Raw genomic sequence first — 16,201 nt, 5'->3', positions numbered from 1 at the left:
GCATGTCATCCGCTGTCCCCCTGAACCTGGGAATCACCGGCTCCGGTGCGTCGAACGCGGCCACCGGGAGGCGGGTTCTGCTCGCCGAACCGCGCGGCTACTGCGCCGGGGTGGACCGTGCGGTCGAAACCGTCGAGCGTGCCCTCGAGAAGCACGGTGCCCCGATCTACGTCCGCAAGGAGATCGTGCACAACCGGCACGTCGTCGACACGCTGTCCGAGCGCGGCGTCGTCTTCGTCGACGAGACCGACGAGGTGCCCGAGGGTTCCGTGCTGGTGTTCTCCGCGCACGGTGTGTCCCCGGCGGTGCACGAGGCGGCCGCCGAGCGCAGCCTGCACACGATCGACGCGACCTGCCCGCTGGTGACGAAGGTCCACCAGGAGGCCAAGCGCTTCGCCCGCGACGACTACGACATCCTGCTGATCGGTCACGAGGGCCACGAGGAGGTCGAGGGCACCGCCGGTGAGGCTCCCGACCACGTGCAGCTCGTCGACGGGCCGGAGTCGGTCGAGGCGGTCACGGTCCGCGACGAGAACAAGGTGATCTGGCTGTCGCAGACCACCCTCAGCGTCGACGAGACGATGGCGACCGTCGCCCGCCTGCGCGAGAAGTTCCCCAAGCTGCAGGATCCGCCCAGCGACGACATCTGCTACGCCACCCAGAACCGCCAGGTGGCGGTCAAGGCGATGGCTCCGGAATGCGACCTCGTCGTCGTGGTCGGTTCCCGGAACTCGTCGAACTCGGTGCGGCTCGTGGAGGTGGCGCTCGGTGCCGGCGCGAAGACCGCGCACCTGGTCGACTACGCCCGCGAGATCGATCCGGCCTGGCTCGACGGGGTGCGGACGGTCGGCGTCACATCCGGTGCGTCGGTGCCCGAGATCCTGGTCAGTGGCGTCCTCGACCTGCTCGCCGAGCACGGTTTCGGCGACGTGCAGACGGTGACGACCGCGAACGAGACGCTCGTGTTCTCGCTGCCGCGCGAACTGCGCAAGCCGAACCCGCAGCGCTAGCGGGGGCGGGGTCCGGCGCAGGTCGGGCCCCGCTCAGCGGTAGCGGTGGGGCGGATCCTGCGGGGCCTCGCCCCGGTCGCGGTACCGAACCCGGGGGACCGGGTGCATCGGGACCTCGGAGTCGGCGCGGTACTCGTGGCGGCTCGTCCGGGAGGCCGGCTGGCCGCCGGTGTACGCCGGGCCGGTGTGCCGCGGTGCCGGGTCGTACTGGTGCACCTGGGTGTGATCGAGGGCGTCCCGGGGATCGTGGACCGGACGTGCGTGGGATGCGGCCGCGCCGTGCCGCTCGGCGACGCCGTACAGGTCGCCGGCCTCGCGGGGCGGACGCTGGTCGCCGCGCCGGCGCTCGTCGGCCGGGTACCGGTCCTGGGGCCGGGACCGGGGGGCCGGCTGCGGCCGGTCGAACGACTCGGTTCGTTCGGCGGCCGGCTCGTCGTGCGACCCCGAGACCGGGTAGCGGCCGGTGGCGAAGTTGGCCGGCGCATGCGCCGGCCGCGAGTGCGGCGTGTCCGCGGGGTGGGCGGCCGCCCGGCGGACGGGTCGCTCCGGCCGGCGCGTCCGCTCGGGCTCGGACGGCGACACCGGTTCGTCCGATCCGGCTGCCGCGTCGGTTCCCGAGTCGGAACGCGATCCGGCATCGGTGCGCCGCCGGGTGTCGCTCCGGCGTGCCGGACGCGCGATGACGCCGGCCGCCTGGCGCCGGATGTACATCCGGCCGGCGCCGAGCGCGACGACGACGAGCGTCGTGGTCAGCATCAGCGGGAACCGGTTGACCAGCGGGATCGCGACGTTGAGCAGCAGATCTTTCAGGCCCCCACCGGAGCCGGAGGAGAACTGCTGGTAGGCGAGCGGGACCGCGATGACGAGCAGCAGCGGCGGCTGCACCATCGCGGTGAACACCGCGCGGTTGCGGACCGCAAGGACGGCGGCGACGCACCCGAGGAAGTAGAAGACGGCGAACGCGGACGTCAGTTCGCTGCCGCGGACGGCATCGATCACGAACCCGAGGAACGTCGCGGCCGCGGCAATCGCGACGGCGCCCCAAGCGGGCACGCCGGGGATTGTGGGAACCGCCGATCGCTGCGCGAGCGGCACCCCGGAACGGGCGCGTTGGGTTGCGGACACGCCTAAACATTAGCGGCTCAGGGCGCGATCCCCTCGTTGGCAGGACCGTTCGCCGGGACGATCCCGGCAAGCCGGGCAGCCGACGGTCCGGCCGATCGGGGCCAGCTGTCGACCCGTCCGATCTCGAGCACCTCCGCGTCCCCGACCTCGAGATCGTGCAGCTTGCGTGCGGTGACGGTCACCCGCGACTCCATCGACGCGGCCGTGAGGTTGAACGACTCGACGGCCTTGCCGAGCTGGGCACCGAGGCGGTCGAGGTGCCCGCTGACGATCCCGATCCGGGTGTACAGCTCGCGGCCGAGACGGTGGATGGTGTCGGCCTCCTGCGAGAGGGTCTCCTGGCGCCAGGTGTGGGCGATCGTGCGCAGCAGTGCGACCAGGGTGGTCGGCGTAGCGAGGATCACGTTCTTCGCGAACGCGTGCTCGAGCAGCGTGGCGTCGGCGGTGAGTGCGGCATCGAGGAACGGGTCTCCGGGGACGAACAGCACCACGAATTCGGGACTCGGGTCGAACGCCGCCCAGTAGGTCTTGCCGGACAGCTGGTCGACGTGGGTGCGCAGCTGACGCGCGTGCCGGACGAGGAGGCCGTCCCGGACCGCGACGTCCTCCTCCTGCGCCGCGTCGAGATATGCGGCGAGCGGGACCTTCGCGTCCACGACGACGTTCTTGCCACCCGGCAGCCGGACGACGAGATCCGGGCGCACGCCCTCCCCGGTGACCTGCGTGTCGAAGTCGCAGTGTTTGACCATGCCCGCCAGCTCCACGACCCGTTCGAGTTGGATCTCGCCCCATCGGCCGCGCACCTGCGGGGCGCGCAGGGCGGTGACGAGCCGGCCGGTCCGGTCCGACAACTGCTGGGAGGTCCGATGCATGCCCGCGACCTGTTCGGCGAGCCCGGCGTACGCATGGACGCGCTGCCGCTCGACCTCCTTGACCTGGTACGCGAGCGCGTCGACGGCCTGGTGCAGGGGGCCGACCAGGTGCGCGACCTGTTCGCCTACGGCCCCGGAGGTGCGGCGCGCCGAATCCTCGTTGACCGCGGACAGGGACTGCCGAAGCAGCTTCTCGTTGTCCTGCAGCGCCGCGAGCCTGGCCTCCGCCCGGGCGGTGCGCCGGCCGGTGCGGGCGGCATGCGCCAGCCACCCGACGGCGGCGCCCAGCGCGAGTGCGACCAGCAGTCCCAGTGCGGTGGCGGCGTTCATGGTGCAGATCGTGCCGGACGGCACCGACACGAACGGTGAACCGGCCGACGGCTCGTGTCGGCGGGGCCGTCTACCGTGTCGGCTCATGCGAATCCTGCACACCTCCGACTGGCACGTCGGCCGCACCTTCCACGGCGTGGACCTGCTCGCGGACCAGGCCACGGTGCTGGACGCGATCGCACGGACGGTGGCCGAGCACGAGGTCGACGTCGTGGTGGTGCCGGGTGACGTCTACGACCGCGCGGTTCCCAGCGCGGACGCGGTGCGGGTGTGCAATCGGGGTTTCGAGGCGATCCGGGCCGCCGGTGCGGTGATCGTCGCCACCTCGGGCAATCACGACTCCCCGGTCCGGCTCGGTGCGGGCGCCGCGTTCGCCGCGGCGGGCGGCCTGCACCTGATGACGCGCGTGTCCGAGGTCGCGACACCGGTGCTGCTGACCGACGAGCACGGGCCGGTGGCCTTCTACGGAATCCCGTACCTCGAGCCGGAGACCACACGGGTGGAGTTGGGGGTCCCCGCGGCGCGCACCCACGCCGACATCCTCGCCGCCGCGATGGGCCGGATCCGCGCCGACCTGGCCGGACGTGGCGCGGGCGGTCGGCCGCCGCGGTCGGTGCTTCTGGCACATGCGTTCGTGGTCGGCGCGGAGGCGACCGGCTCGGAGCGGTCGATCTCGGTCGGTGGCGTGGAGACGGTGTCGGCGTCGGCGTTCGACGGCGTCGACTACGTCGCGCTGGGGCACCTGCACTCGCCGCAGACCCTGACCGAGACCGTCCGGTACAGCGGTTCGCCGCTGCCGTACTCGTTCGGGGAGCGCACACATCGCAAGGCGGTGTGGATCGTCGACCTCGACGCGGACGGCGTGCGCGCGGTCGACCGGCACGATCTACCGGTCGTGCGGGGTCTGAGCGAGCTGCGGGGCACCGTGGAGGACCTGCTCGGCGACCCCGCGTTCGAGCCCGCGGTCGGGGACTACGTGTCGGCGGTGCTGACCGACCCGGTCCGGCCGGTGGACGCGATGCGCACCCTGCGGGACCGGTTCCCGCACCTGGTTCACCTGGAATGGGAACGGCCCGAAGGGGATTCGGATCTGAAGTATCGGGACAAGGTGCGGGGGCGCAGCGACGTCGAGATCGTGACGAGTTTCGTCACCGACGTCCGCGCAGAGCCGACGCCCGGCGAACTGCGCTGGATCGAACGGGCACTCGGCGCTGCGGCGCGGGAAACCGACGGTGCCGCAGCCGGGGTCGGCGACCAGGAGTCCGTCGCATGAGACTGCACCACCTGGAGGTCACGGCGTTCGGCCCGTTCGGCGGGACGGTCGCGGTGGACTTCGACGCCCTCGGCGCGGACGGACTGTTCCTGCTGCACGGGCAGACGGGCGCCGGCAAGACCACGGTCCTCGACGCGGTCGCGTTCGCGCTGTACGGGCGGGTGCCCGGCGCGCGGCAGGAGGGCAAGCGCCTGCTGTCCGACCACGCGGCCCCCGGCACGCCCCCGAAAGTGGTGCTGGAGGCCACGATCGGAGGCCGGCGGCTGCGGATCACCCGGAGTCCGGAGTACCAGCGGCCCAAGCTGCGCGGCACGGGCACCACCAAGGAGAACGCCAAGGCGACCCTCGAGTGGCTCGACGGTCGGGGGGAGAACCTGACCCGTCTCGACGAGATCGGGGAGGCGGTCGGACGCCTCCTCGGGATGAGCGCCGACCAGTTCTTCCAGGTGGTACTGCTCCCGCAGGGCGACTTCGCGCGGTTCCTGCGGGCCGACACCGAGGAGCGCGGCGCGCTGCTCGAGCGGCTGTTCGACACCGGTCGGTTCGCCACCGTCGAGGAGTGGTTCGCGCAGCGGCGACGCGAGAACGAGGCCGCGGTGTCCGAGAAGAAGGCCGCCGTCGGCCGGCTGGCCGCGCAGGTGTCGGCGGCGGCCGGCATCGAGGCCGGAGCGGACGCCGATCCGGTCGCGTGGGCGCGGCGGCTCGTGGACGAGGCGAGGGAGGCGTCCGAGGTCGCGGCGGTCGCCTTCACCGCGGCCCAGGACACCGCCGAGCGGACCGACGGCGCCCTGCGCCGGACCCGCGAGGTGCGGCAGCTGCAGGACCGCGCGGCCGCGGCCCGGGATCGGCTCGCCGAGGTGGCCGCGGGACGGGGCGCCCGCGAGGTCCTCGTCGCGGAGCGGGACCGGGCGGTCCGGGCAGTTCCGGTGGCCACGGCCGAGGAACTCGCCGCGGCCGCCGCGGGCGCCGCCACCCGGGAACTGGCGCGCGTCGAGCGCCTTGCCGGCGCCGTCGCGCGCGATCCGGACGGGGCCCTGCTGCTGCGCCGGGTGAGCCGGCCGGACGCTCCGGACGACGCGCGGATCCTCGCCGATGCGGTGCGGGACTGGGGATTCGAGGTGGCGCGGCTGGCCGAGCTGATCGCCCGGGACGCGCAGCGCCGCTCGGCCCGCGCCGCCCTCGATGCCGCGCGGGCGCGGCGGACCGACCTGTCCGACGCTGCCGCGCGGGTCGCCGCGCGCCGCACCGAGGTGCCGAACGAGCTCGAGCGCGCCGACGCCGAGCTGACGAGCGTGCGGTCGGTGGCGGCGACGCTGCCCGCGCTCGCCGACCGGTGCGCTGGCGCTCGTGAACGAGTCTCGGCGGCAACGGAACTCGACCTGGTCCGGGCGGATCGGGAGACCGGGGTCGAACGGCACCGCCGGGCCCGGGACGCCCATCTCGACGCGCGCGAGGCGCTGGCGCGGGTGCGTGAGCAGCGGATCGCGGGGATGGCGGCGGAGCTGGCCGCCGGCCTCGCGGCCGGGGACCCGTGCCCGGTGTGTGGGTCCGCCGACCACCCCGAACTCGCCCGCCCCGCCTCGGGTGCCGTCTCCAAGGACGACGAGGACGCTGCACGCACCGTCGAGCAGACCCGCGCCCGGGAGCTCGACGCCGCGGGCGTCGCGCTGGCCGAGTTGGACCGGCGGCTCGGAGTGCTCGCCGACCGGGTCGGTGCGGCGGACCGGGACGAGGTGGCCGCGGCCCTGGCCGCCGCCGAGGCGGCCCACGCGGCGGCCGCGGCGGCCGCGGCCACCGAACCGGTCGCGGCGGGCGCGCTCTCGCGTCTGCGTGCGGAGGGCGACGCCCTCGGCCGCCGGGCGGAGGAACTGTCCGCCGACCTCGCGGCCCTGGACCAGCGGATCGCCGACGACACCGCACGCCTCGCCGAACTCGACGAGGCGATCACCCGCGCCGTCGGCGACGAGACCGATCTGCGGTCCCGCCACGACCGGCTCGACGCGCTGGCCGCGGCGACCACCGCGCTGCGGGATCAGCGGGCATCGGCGTCGGCGGCCGCGGTCGCGGCGACCGCCGCCGCGGAACGGGCGGCACGGGCGGCGATTGACGCGGGATTCGCGGATGCGGCCGAGGCCGGGGCCGCGGCACGCTCGCAGTCGAGGATCGCGGAGATCGACGCGATCGTCGCCGCGGCCGCGGAGGAGAAGGTGCGGGCCGACGCCGTGCTCGCCGACCCGGCGGTGATCGAGGCAATCGCGTCCGCGCCGGCGGACGTCCCGGCCGCCGAGGCGGCGCACGCGGTGGCAGCCGACGCCCGGGACCAGGCGATGCGGGTGGCGACCGCGGCGGAGGAACGCGCCGCGAAGGTCGAGCACTACGCGGACGCGCTGACCGCGAAGGTCGAGGAGCTCGGCCCGGTCCTGGCCCGCTACGAGGAACTCGCCGCACTGGCGGACGTCGTCGCCGGTCGCGGGCAGAACGCCCGGAAGATGTCACTGCGCTCCTACGTGCTCGCCGCGCGGCTCGAGGAGGTGGCGCTGTCGGCGTCGGCACGGCTGCGCCGGATGTCCGGTGGCCGTTACGAGTTCGTGCACGAGGACGGCGCCGGCCCGCGTGGCAAGCGCGGCGGTCTGGGCCTGGACATCCGCGACGACCACACCGGGGTCGTGCGGTCCGCGAAGACGCTCTCCGGCGGAGAGTCGTTCCTCGCGTCGCTGTCGCTGGCGCTCGGTCTCGCCGACGTCGTCGCCGCCGAGTCCGGGGGAGTGGTCCTCGACACCATGTTCATCGACGAGGGGTTCGGCACCCTCGACGCCGAAACGCTCGAATCGGTGATGGGGGTGCTCGACGAGTTGCGCGAGGGCGGCCGCGTCGTCGGTGTCGTCAGCCACGTCGACGAGATGCGCCAGCGGATCCCGAGCCGGCTGCACGTGGTGCGCGGCCGGGCCGGGTCGACTCTCGAGGCGGTCGCCGGGTGATCCGGCGCGCGCGCTGAGGCGCGCGGCCGCTACGCGGGGCCGCCCACCGGATCGGCGGCGGGATCGGCGGCGGGTTCGGCCCCGTCGGTCGACGTTCCGTCGCCGATCGCCGTGTCCAGGTCGGCCGCTTCCTGCTCGAGGATGTCCTGCGCTTCGAGTTTGTGGTCGATCTGTTCGCCGATGTAGCGGATCACCACCGCGACGCACGCGGCCACCGGGACGGCGAGGAACGCGCCCACGATGCCGTACAGGGAGCTGCCGCCGGTGACGGCGAGCAGCACGATCGCGGCGTGCAGGTTCATGCTGCGGCTCTGCAGCACCGGCTGCAGCACGTTGCCCTCGAGCTGCTGCACGGCGAGCACGATGATCAGGATGATCAGCGCTGTCGTCCACCCCTTCGCGACGAGCGCGACGAGCACGGCGAGGGCGCCGGCAACGAACGCGCCGACGATCGGGATGAACCCGCCGAGGAACGTCAACACCGCGAGGACCGGGGCGAGAGGGACCCCGAGGATCACCAGTCCGAGCCCGATGAAGAACGCGTCGACGAAGCTGACCAGCGCCTGCGTGCGAATGAACCCGCCGAGGGTGTCCCACACCCGCACGGCGACCGCCTCGAAGTGCCGGCCCGCGCGGCCACCGCTGACCGAGTGCAGCCAGGGCAGGAACCGGGGGCCGTCCTTGATGAAGAAGAACGCGAGCACGAGCACCAGGAACGCGGTGATCAGCAGCGAGCCGGCGGCACTGACACCGCTGAACACGCCGGTGGCGATCGACTGCGCGCTGGACTGCAGCTTCGAGGTGATCGCCTGGACCGCGGAGTCGATCTGGTCGTCGCGCAGGTTCACCGGCGGGCCCTGCAGCCAGTGCTGCACGGTCCGCAGACCCTCGCTGGCCTTGTTCGCCAGCTCGGGGGCCTGGTCGACCACCGACGGCACGATCAGCGCGACGATGCCGGACAGCACGGCGAAGAAGCCGGCGAGGGTGATGCCCGCCGCGGCCGCCGCGGGGACGCCCCGTTTCATCATCGCGCGGGTCGGCGGCCACAGGACGGTGGCGACCACGATCGCCATCAGCACCGGCAGCACCACGACCCACAGCCGGCCGAGGACCGTCCACACCACCCAGGCGCCCGCCGCGATCGCGACCAGGCACAGCGACCACTTGGCAAGCCACAGCCCGCCGTTGCCGATCACCTCGCCGCGGTCGCGGAAGCGTCGCCGCCGGGGCGTCGGGTCTGCGGTGGTGGGCGTGTCGCTCACGTTCGATCCTTCCAAGCTGGGCAGTCCGGGCGAATCTACCCCGAGGACCGCTCGTGCGAGAGGAGCCAGCGTTTCGTCGGCAATCCCCACCGGAACCCGCCGAGCCCGCCGCCGACCCGCACCACGCGGTGGCACGGCACGAACAGGGCGGCCGCGTTGCGGGCGCAGGCCGACGCCGCGCCACGCACCGCGGCGGGTCGCCCGGCGAGCGCCGCGAACTCGGTGTACGTGACCGGTTCCCCGGCCGGGACCTTCCGCAGCACCTCCCACGCGTGTTCCAGGAACTCGCCCGAGTGTTGTTTCACGGGAATCGAGTCGATGCACGTCAGGTCGCCGTCGTGGTAGGCGACGACCGCGCGGGTGACGGGCCCGAGGTCCGGGCGCGGAGCCGTCGCGCCGGGGCGCAGCGTCGGGTGGACCAGGGTGAGGAGGATGTCGGGGTCGGGGGTCCAGCCGGACGCGAGGACGACCCCGCTCTCGTCGACGACGGTGGTGAACGGTCCGGCGGGAGTGATCGTGGTCGAGTGGTGGGCGGTCATCGGATGTCCTCCGGTTCGGTGACGGGGCGGGCGGTGCGCGTGTCCACACGGCCGCGGTCCGCCGCGGTGAGTGCGGTGCGCCACAGGTGCATCGAGGCGTAGGAACGCCACGGTGTCCAGCGCGACTGGTCGGTCGGGTTCACCCCGAGCAGGCGGGCGCCCTGCTTCAGGACCAGGTCGGTGCCGAGCAGGACGTCGGGGTCGGCGAGGGTGCGCATCACGACGTAGTCGGCGGTCCAGACGCCGATTCCGCGGTGCGCGAGCAGATCCGCGCGCAGGTCGGCGGCGGTGCGTCCGGCGTGCACGGTCAGCGTGCCCTCGGCGAGGGCGGCCGCGACCGCCACGATCGCGTCGACGCGCCGGGCGGGGCCGGTGAGCACCTCGTGTCCGCGGGCCGCGACGGTGGCCGGGGTGGGGAAGGCGTGGGTCAGGTACGGGTCCGCGACCGGGTCGCCGAGTGCCGCGACCAGTCGTGCGGTGTGCGTCGCGGCCGCTGCGACGGAGATCTGCTGCCCGATCATGGTCCGCAGCAACAGCTCTCCCGGATCGACGCATCCGGGAACCCGAATACCCGGGGTGGCGGCGACGGCGGGAGCGAGATCGGGGTCGGCGCGCAACGCGTCGTCCACGGCCTGCGGGTCGGCGTCGAGATCGAGCAGGTGCCGGACGCGTGCGACGGCCGGCGCGAGGTCGCGCATGTCACCGAGCGTCAGGTCGGCGCGAACGTGGGTGTCGGCGAACCGCAGCACCGCGACACCGACCCCGTGCGGCAGCCGCAGCGTCCGCCGGTACTCGCCGTCGGACCACCGTTCGAGACCCTCGGCGGCGTGGGCGGACAGGAACCAGCCCAGCCAGTCCCGGTCGAGGGGCGGCCGGTAGGGCAGCCGCAGCGACACCGTGCCCGCGGCGGGTGGGGCGTCGGGCACGCGGCGGGCGGCGTCCGCCCGCATCCGGGACGGGGTCGCGGCGAACACGTCGCGCACGGTGTCGTTGAACTGCCGGATGCTCGCGAAGCCCGCGGCGAACGCGATGTCGGCCATCGGCATCGGGGTGGTCTCGACGAGCAGGCGGGCGGTGTGGGCGCGGTGTGCCCGGGCCAGCGCGAGGGGACCGGCACCGAGCTCGGCGGTCAGGGTGCGGGTGAGCTGGCGGGTCGAGTAGCCGAGGGCGGCGGACAGTGCATCGACGCCGCCACGGTCGACGACGCCGTCCGAGATCAGGCGCATCGCCCGGGCGGCGAGGTCGGAGCGGACGTTCCACTGCGGGGACCCGGGCGCCGCGTCCGGCAGGCAGCGGCGGCAGGCGCGGTAGCCGGACTGCTGGGCGGCGGCCGCGGTCGGCAGGAAGGTCACGTTGGCGCGCTTCGGTGTGATCGCCGGGCAGGACGGGCGACAGTAGATGCCGGTCGTGCGGACGGCGGTGACGAACTGCCCGTCGAATCGCGCGTCCCGGGACGACACGGCCCGGTAGCAGCGGTCGAAGTCCAGGTTCATGCCGTCCACTCTGGCAGCGGACCACCGGACCGCGCTAGCGGGAATCGGCCATCACCGTCCGGGCGCTCCGGACGTGTCAGAAGCGGTCGGTGCGGGCGTCGATCCAGTCGCCCGCCCAGCTCGACGGCGGGTCGTCGAGCAGTTCGCCGTCCTGCAGCCACTCGTACAGCTCGGCGTAGGTCCGCGTGGTGTGGGAGTTGACCCGTCGGTTCAGCATCGACGGATCGAGTTCGGCGAAGCTGTCCAGTCCCATCGACGCGACCATCTGCGCAGCGCTCGACACGGTCGATCTCTGGAAGTTGTGCACCCGCGTCGCCTTGTCCGGAACCACCAACGCCCGGGACCGCGCCGGATCCTGTGTGGCCACGCCGGCCGGGCAGCGGTTGGTGTGGCAGGCCTGCGCCTGGATGCAGCCGACCGCGAACATCATCGCCCGGGCGGCCAGCGTGAAATCGGCACCCTGGATGACCCGCTTGACGATGTCGCTGCCGCTCGCAACCTTGCCGGACGCGCCGATCCGGATCCGCTCGCGCAGGCCCGTGCCGACGAGCGCGTTGTGCACCAACATCAGCCCCTCGGTCAGCGGCATGCCCATGTGGTCCTCGAATTCGACCGGGGCGGCGCCGGTTCCGCCCTCGGAACCGTCGACGATGATGAAGTCCGGAGTGATGTCGCGCTCGATCATCGCCTTGCAGATGCCGAGGAACTCGCTGCGTGAACCGATGCAGAGCTTGAACCCGACGGGCTTGCCGCCCGACAGAGAGCGCAGCGTCGCGATGAAATCGACCAGCTCGATCGGGGTCTCGAACGCGCTGTGCGCGGGCGGGGAGATGACGGTGCGACCGACCGGGACGCCGCGGGTCTCGGCGATCTCCGCGGAGACCTTCGGGCCCGGAAGGACGCCGCCGAGACCGGGTTTCGCGCCCTGCGACAATTTGATCGAGATCGCCTTGACCTGCGGGTCGACGGCCTTCGCTGCGAACAGGTCGGCGTCGAAGTGGCCGTCCTCGGTGCGGCAGCCGAAGTAGCCGGACCCGATCTCCCAGATCAGGTCGCCGCGGTGCTTGCGGTGGTACGGGCTGATCCCGCCCTCGCCGGTGTCGTGCGCGAATCCGCCGCGTGCCGCACCGGCGTTCAGCGCTTCGACCGCGTTCGGGGAGAGCGCCCCGAAGCTCATCGCCGAGATGTTCAGCAGCGCAATGTCGTACGGCTGCGTGCAGTGCGGACCGCCCAGCCGCACGGTCGGCGCGCGATCGGTGGCCTGCCGGGCGCGCAGCGAGTGCGCCATGAACTCGTACCCCGGTGCGTGCACGTCGCGTTCGGTCCCGAACGGTTCGTCGTCCTTCGTTCCCTTCGCCCGCTCGTACACCAGGTCACGGGTCTCCCGGTCGAACGGCATTCCGTCCGTGGATGATTCGATGAAGTACTGCTGGATCTCCGGGCGGATTCGTTCCATGAGGAATCGCGCGTGCCCGAGGACGGGATAGTTGCGCAGGATGCTGTGCCGAACCTGGGTCAGATCCCAGGTGCCGAGCAGGGCGAGGCCCAGCAGGACCACCGCCGGGATCCACCAGCCCCACCCCGCAGCAACCGCCAGTGCGGCCAGCGCGACGCCGGCCGACCACAGTCCGCCGACGATCAGGCCTCTCGTCATGTCTGCCTCCCGGGCACGCGCATCGGATGTCGGATACCGAAACGGCCCCGACCCGGATCGGGTGCGGGGCCGCTCGCTGGATGAGATCAGGCCGGGATGGTCAGGACCTGGCCGGGGTTGATCAGATCCGGGTTCGCGACGCCGTTGGCGTCGGCGATCCGCTGGTACTGGGTGCCGTCGCCGTAGTACTGCTCGGCGATGACCCACAGGCTCTCGCCGGAGGCGACGGTGTGGGTGCGCGGCGCCGGCGGGGCGGGGACCGGCTCCGGAGCCGGGGCCGGTTCCGGGGCGGCGGCGGGCGCCGGGGCGGCCTCGATCGCGGTGCCACTCGACCACACGGCGTTGTCACCGGCGTAGAGGACGACGTTGCGGTCGTCCTGGACCACGAGGCGGACGCCGGAGTTGCCGGAGGTCTGCGAGGCCCACACGGGAGCGTCGTCGGCGGTGTACAGCACGAAGTTGCCGTCGTCCTGCACGGCGGCCTTGGTGACGGACTTGCCGTTGGTCATCGTGGCCCACACCGCCTTGCCGCCCTCGCCGAGCACGAGGTTGCCGTCGTCCTGCAACGTGAGGGTGTACGCGCCGTTGCTCGACGTCAGCGACTGACCGGTCGTCAGAGTCGAACCGGCCTGCAAGGTGTCCGCCACTGTGGCCCCTTTCAAGGTGATGTCCCCGTGACACGTCGGTGTGTCACGGCATGTCGGCCTGCGGGTTCCGCTCGGGCTCCCCGCATCCCGCCGAACCCTACGGTCCGCGATCGGGTCCCGGCGGGTGCCACGCCGGGGGCGTCGGAGTGGCGAGAACTACGGTGGGGTGGTGACGAGATGGCAGGACGAGCGCAGCGCGGACGACTCACACGCATACGTGCGCCGGTTCGCCGAGCTGGACGCGTCGGGTGCCGACACGCACGGCGAGGCGCGCATGGTCGACGTGCTGCTCGAGCGGGGCTCGACGGTCCTGGACGCCGGGTGCGGCACCGGCCGGGTCGGCGCCGAGCTCGCCCGCCGCGGTCACACCGTCACCGCGGTCGACCTCGATCCGGTGCTGTTGGACGCCGCCCGTGCGACCGGCGTGCTCACCGTCGTCCGCGCGGACCTCGCCGAGCTGGACCTGCCGGGGCAGCGGTTCGACGCCGTCGTCGTGGCCGGCAACGTGATGATCTTCCTCGCCCCCGGCACCGAGGCCGCGGTGTGCCGCCGGCTCGCCGATCACCTCGCCCCGGGCGGGGTGCTGGTGGCCGGGTTCGCCACCGACTACCGGTACTCGGTGGACGACTTCGATGCCGACCTCGCGGCCGCCGGTCTGGTGCGCGAACACCGCTTCGCGACGTGGGATCTGCGGCCGTGGCGGCCCGACGCGGGCTGGGCGGTGACCGTCGCGCGCAAGCCCGTGGAGTAGGCGACCGCGACCGGCGTGACCAGCGGCGGGACGCAGTCCGTAGAATCTGCTGATTGTGAGCCTTACCCTCGGAATCGTCGGACTGCCCAACGTCGGCAAGTCGACCCTGTTCAACGCCCTGACCAAGAACGACGTGCTCGCCGCGAACTACCCGTTCGCGACGATCGAGCCGAACGTCGGCCTGGTCGAGCTGCCCGATCCGCGGCTCGCCGAGCTCGCCGGGATCTTCGGGTCCGAGCGGCTCCTGCCCGCCACGGTGTCGTTCGTCGACATCGCCGGCATCGTCAAGGGCGCCTCCGAGGGCGCGGGCCTGGGCAACAAGTTCCTCGCCAACATCCGCGAGGCCGACGCGATCTGCCAGGTGGTTCGCGTGTTCGCCGACGACGACGTGGTGCACGTCGACGGTCGTGTCGACCCGGCCTCGGACATCGAGATCATCGAGACCGAGCTGGTCCTCGCCGACATGCAGACCCTCGAGAAGGCGCTGCCGCGTCTCGAGAAGGAAGCCAAGAAGAACAAGGAGCTCAAGCCCCAGCACGAGGAGGCCGTCAAGGCTCAGGCCGTCCTCGAAGAGGGCAAGACACTGTTCTCCGTCAAGGACACGCTGGACTTCGGTCTGCTGCGCGAGCTGCACCTGCTGACCACCAAGCCGTTCCTGTACGTGTTCAACGCCGACGAGGCGGTGCTCACCGACGAGGCGAAGGTCGCCGAGTTGCGCGCCTCCGTCGAGCCGGCCGACTCGGTGTTCCTCGACGCGAAGGTCGAGCAGGAGCTGCTCGAGCTGGACGAGGAGGACCGCCAGGAGATGCTCGAGTCGATCGGCCAGTCCGAGCCGGGCCTGCACGCCCTCGCCCGCACCGGCTTCCACACCCTCGGCCTGCAGACCTACCTGACGGCCGGTCCCAAGGAAGCCCGCGCCTGGACGATCCACAAGGGCGACACCGCCCCGCAGGCCGCCGGCGTCATCCACACCGACTTCGAGCGCGGCTTCATCAAGGCCGAGATCGTCTCCTTCGACGACCTCATCGAGGCCGGCTCCATGAACGCCGCCAAGTCCGCAGGCAAGGTGCGCATGGAGGGCAAGGACTACGTCATGCAGGACGGCGACGTGGTGGAGTTCCGCTTCAACGTCTAGAACACACGAACGGGCGGTTACCGGGAAAAACGCCGAGTGCGCGTCCCGGTAACCGCCCGTTCGTCGTCGGTCCCGCTGCGACTCGTCCTACGACAGCCACTGCGGGAGTTGGAACGTATAACCGAACATGTGGCAGGTCATGGGCGGTAGAGGGTACGACATGCCTCTGCCGCAGTAGAACCCACTCTCCATTGACCCGGCAAAGGACGTGCTGTCTGCGGCGGCGGTACCGGCCCCGGTGACGAGGCCGGCGGCCACCAGGGCGGTGGCAGCGACGGCGGATGCGACGCGACGGTTCGTGGCACGAGGCACGGTTGAACCCGCACCATTCTGTGACGCCCGGCGACGCTTCCGATTCCTCTGCCGGGAGGGCGATTCGACCGCGCGGACACCGTAGCGTGGCGGCACGAATGCGGAGGCGGATTCGGTTCGGGTTCATCTGTGGCAGTTGATGATTCGTAGTACGCTACAGATGTCTTGTGTGTGGGTGATACGAGGACGCTGACACCGGACTCGGCGTTTGGCGCCCCATCAAGGCCGATATCGTCGTCCTTCGCCGACTCGCCCCGGCTGCTTCATGAACGCCGACAGGTCGCAGGCGAGGTGCGCAGGTTGGCATGGGCTACGTCATGCAGGACGGCGGCGAGTGCACGAAGGGCGGGTTCCAGGATTGAGTGCGATCGTCTTCCGCACCGTGTTCGGCGGGCCGGATCCTGATGTGGTGGGGGCGGCGACCGCGGTCAAGCAGGAGTTACGGGACGTCGACCTCGTGTACGAGCTAGACATCCTCCTGCATGTCGGCGGGGTCATCTCCTCGATCGAGGACCCGACCGGACTGTACGCGCCGCGCGTGTCGGTGGCGCAGCGCAGGATGACCGCGCAGATTCGCGTCAACCGCGCAGATGTCCTCGATGCGCCGGACCTGAGTGGCTTCCTGCGGCAGACGATCCGAGTGGCGCTGCAGCAGATGATCGAGCGGATCGCCGCCAGGGACAGGACCGTCGACGCGGACGCCGAGATCCGCAAGCTCGCGTTCCTCGTGCAGCGATAGAGGCGCGAGTCCGCCGCTCACACCCGAAGCCGGCGGTGTCGTTCGCGACGTCGTCGCGGGGTTCATCGACTTCTGAGGAAC

The 16,201-nt window shown here is 72.2% G+C and carries 13 protein-coding genes; 6 read left to right on the top strand and 7 right to left on the bottom strand.

What is annotated here, in order from left to right; all coding sequences use genetic code 11:
• The first annotated feature begins 2 nt into the window (after positions 1-2).
• On the top strand, positions 3-1,010 hold the full coding sequence (locus ABD951_RS23690; protein ID WP_345351207.1) for a 4-hydroxy-3-methylbut-2-enyl diphosphate reductase: 1,008 nt from the start codon (positions 3-5) through the stop codon (positions 1,008-1,010).
• 33 nt (positions 1,011-1,043) lie between these two features.
• Here the strand turns inward: ABD951_RS23690 and ABD951_RS23685 are convergent, their stop codons facing one another.
• Complete coding sequence (locus ABD951_RS23685) at positions 1,044-2,063, bottom strand: DUF6542 domain-containing protein (RefSeq protein ID WP_345351204.1); 1,020 nt, start codon at positions 2,061-2,063, stop codon at positions 1,044-1,046.
• A gap of 89 nt (positions 2,064-2,152) precedes the next feature.
• Positions 2,153-3,337, bottom strand: coding sequence for a DNA recombination protein RmuC (locus ABD951_RS23680; protein ID WP_345351201.1), 1,185 nt, complete (start codon positions 3,335-3,337; stop codon positions 2,153-2,155).
• An 85-nt stretch (positions 3,338-3,422) separates the two neighbouring features.
• Here ABD951_RS23680 and ABD951_RS23675 point away from each other — a divergent pair, with 85 nt between their 5' ends.
• On the top strand, positions 3,423-4,610 hold the full coding sequence (locus ABD951_RS23675) for a metallophosphoesterase family protein (protein ID WP_345351199.1): 1,188 nt from the start codon (positions 3,423-3,425) through the stop codon (positions 4,608-4,610).
• Entirely contained in the window at positions 4,607-7,588 is a 2,982-nt protein-coding gene (locus ABD951_RS23670) for an AAA family ATPase (protein WP_345351196.1), read from the top strand. The genes ABD951_RS23675 and ABD951_RS23670 overlap by 4 nt, the downstream gene beginning before the upstream one ends.
• 29 nt (positions 7,589-7,617) lie before the next feature.
• Here the strand turns inward: ABD951_RS23670 and ABD951_RS23665 are convergent, their stop codons facing one another.
• The 5 genes from ABD951_RS23665 to ABD951_RS23645 all read right to left on the bottom strand — a co-directional run bounded on the left by ABD951_RS23665 (position 7,618) and on the right by ABD951_RS23645 (position 13,183).
• Positions 7,618-8,850: an AI-2E family transporter gene (locus tag ABD951_RS23665; protein WP_345351193.1), complete on the bottom strand. Its 1,233-nt coding sequence runs from the start codon at positions 8,848-8,850 to the stop codon at positions 7,618-7,620.
• Between the two features lie 35 nt (positions 8,851-8,885).
• Positions 8,886-9,389: a methylated-DNA--[protein]-cysteine S-methyltransferase gene (locus ABD951_RS23660; protein WP_345351190.1), complete on the bottom strand. Its 504-nt coding sequence runs from the start codon at positions 9,387-9,389 to the stop codon at positions 8,886-8,888.
• On the bottom strand, positions 9,386-10,882 hold the full coding sequence (locus ABD951_RS23655; protein WP_345351187.1) for a DNA-3-methyladenine glycosylase 2 family protein: 1,497 nt from the start codon (positions 10,880-10,882) through the stop codon (positions 9,386-9,388). The genes ABD951_RS23660 and ABD951_RS23655 overlap by 4 nt, the downstream gene beginning before the upstream one ends.
• A gap of 76 nt (positions 10,883-10,958) precedes the next feature.
• A complete protein-coding gene (locus ABD951_RS23650) occupies positions 10,959-12,536 on the bottom strand; it encodes an FMN-binding glutamate synthase family protein (RefSeq protein ID WP_345351184.1) in 1,578 nt (525 codons plus the stop codon).
• An 86-nt stretch (positions 12,537-12,622) separates the two neighbouring features.
• Positions 12,623-13,183, bottom strand: a complete 561-nt coding sequence (locus ABD951_RS23645; RefSeq protein ID WP_345351181.1) for a LysM peptidoglycan-binding domain-containing protein — start codon at positions 13,181-13,183, stop codon at positions 12,623-12,625.
• 169 nt (positions 13,184-13,352) lie between these two features.
• Between ABD951_RS23645 and ABD951_RS23640 the strand changes: the two genes are divergently transcribed.
• The 3 genes from ABD951_RS23640 to ABD951_RS23630 all read left to right on the top strand — a co-directional run bounded on the left by ABD951_RS23640 (position 13,353) and on the right by ABD951_RS23630 (position 16,120).
• A complete protein-coding gene (locus tag ABD951_RS23640) occupies positions 13,353-13,934 on the top strand; it encodes a class I SAM-dependent methyltransferase (RefSeq protein WP_345351178.1) in 582 nt (193 codons plus the stop codon).
• Positions 13,935-13,989: 55 nt separating this feature from the next.
• A complete protein-coding gene (gene ychF / locus ABD951_RS23635) occupies positions 13,990-15,069 on the top strand; it encodes a redox-regulated ATPase YchF (protein WP_345351175.1) in 1,080 nt (359 codons plus the stop codon).
• Between the two features lie 670 nt (positions 15,070-15,739).
• Complete coding sequence (locus ABD951_RS23630) at positions 15,740-16,120, top strand: hypothetical protein (RefSeq protein WP_345351172.1); 381 nt, start codon at positions 15,740-15,742, stop codon at positions 16,118-16,120.
• Positions 16,121-16,201: the final 81 nt, after the last annotated feature.

It is taken from the genome of Rhodococcus olei (genome assembly GCF_039540555.1).
Lineage (GTDB): Bacteria > Actinomycetota > Actinomycetes > Mycobacteriales > Mycobacteriaceae > Rhodococcus_G > Rhodococcus_G olei.
Note: the sequence above shows the minus strand (reverse complement) of the source record. Positions and strands in the feature narration are given on the sequence as shown.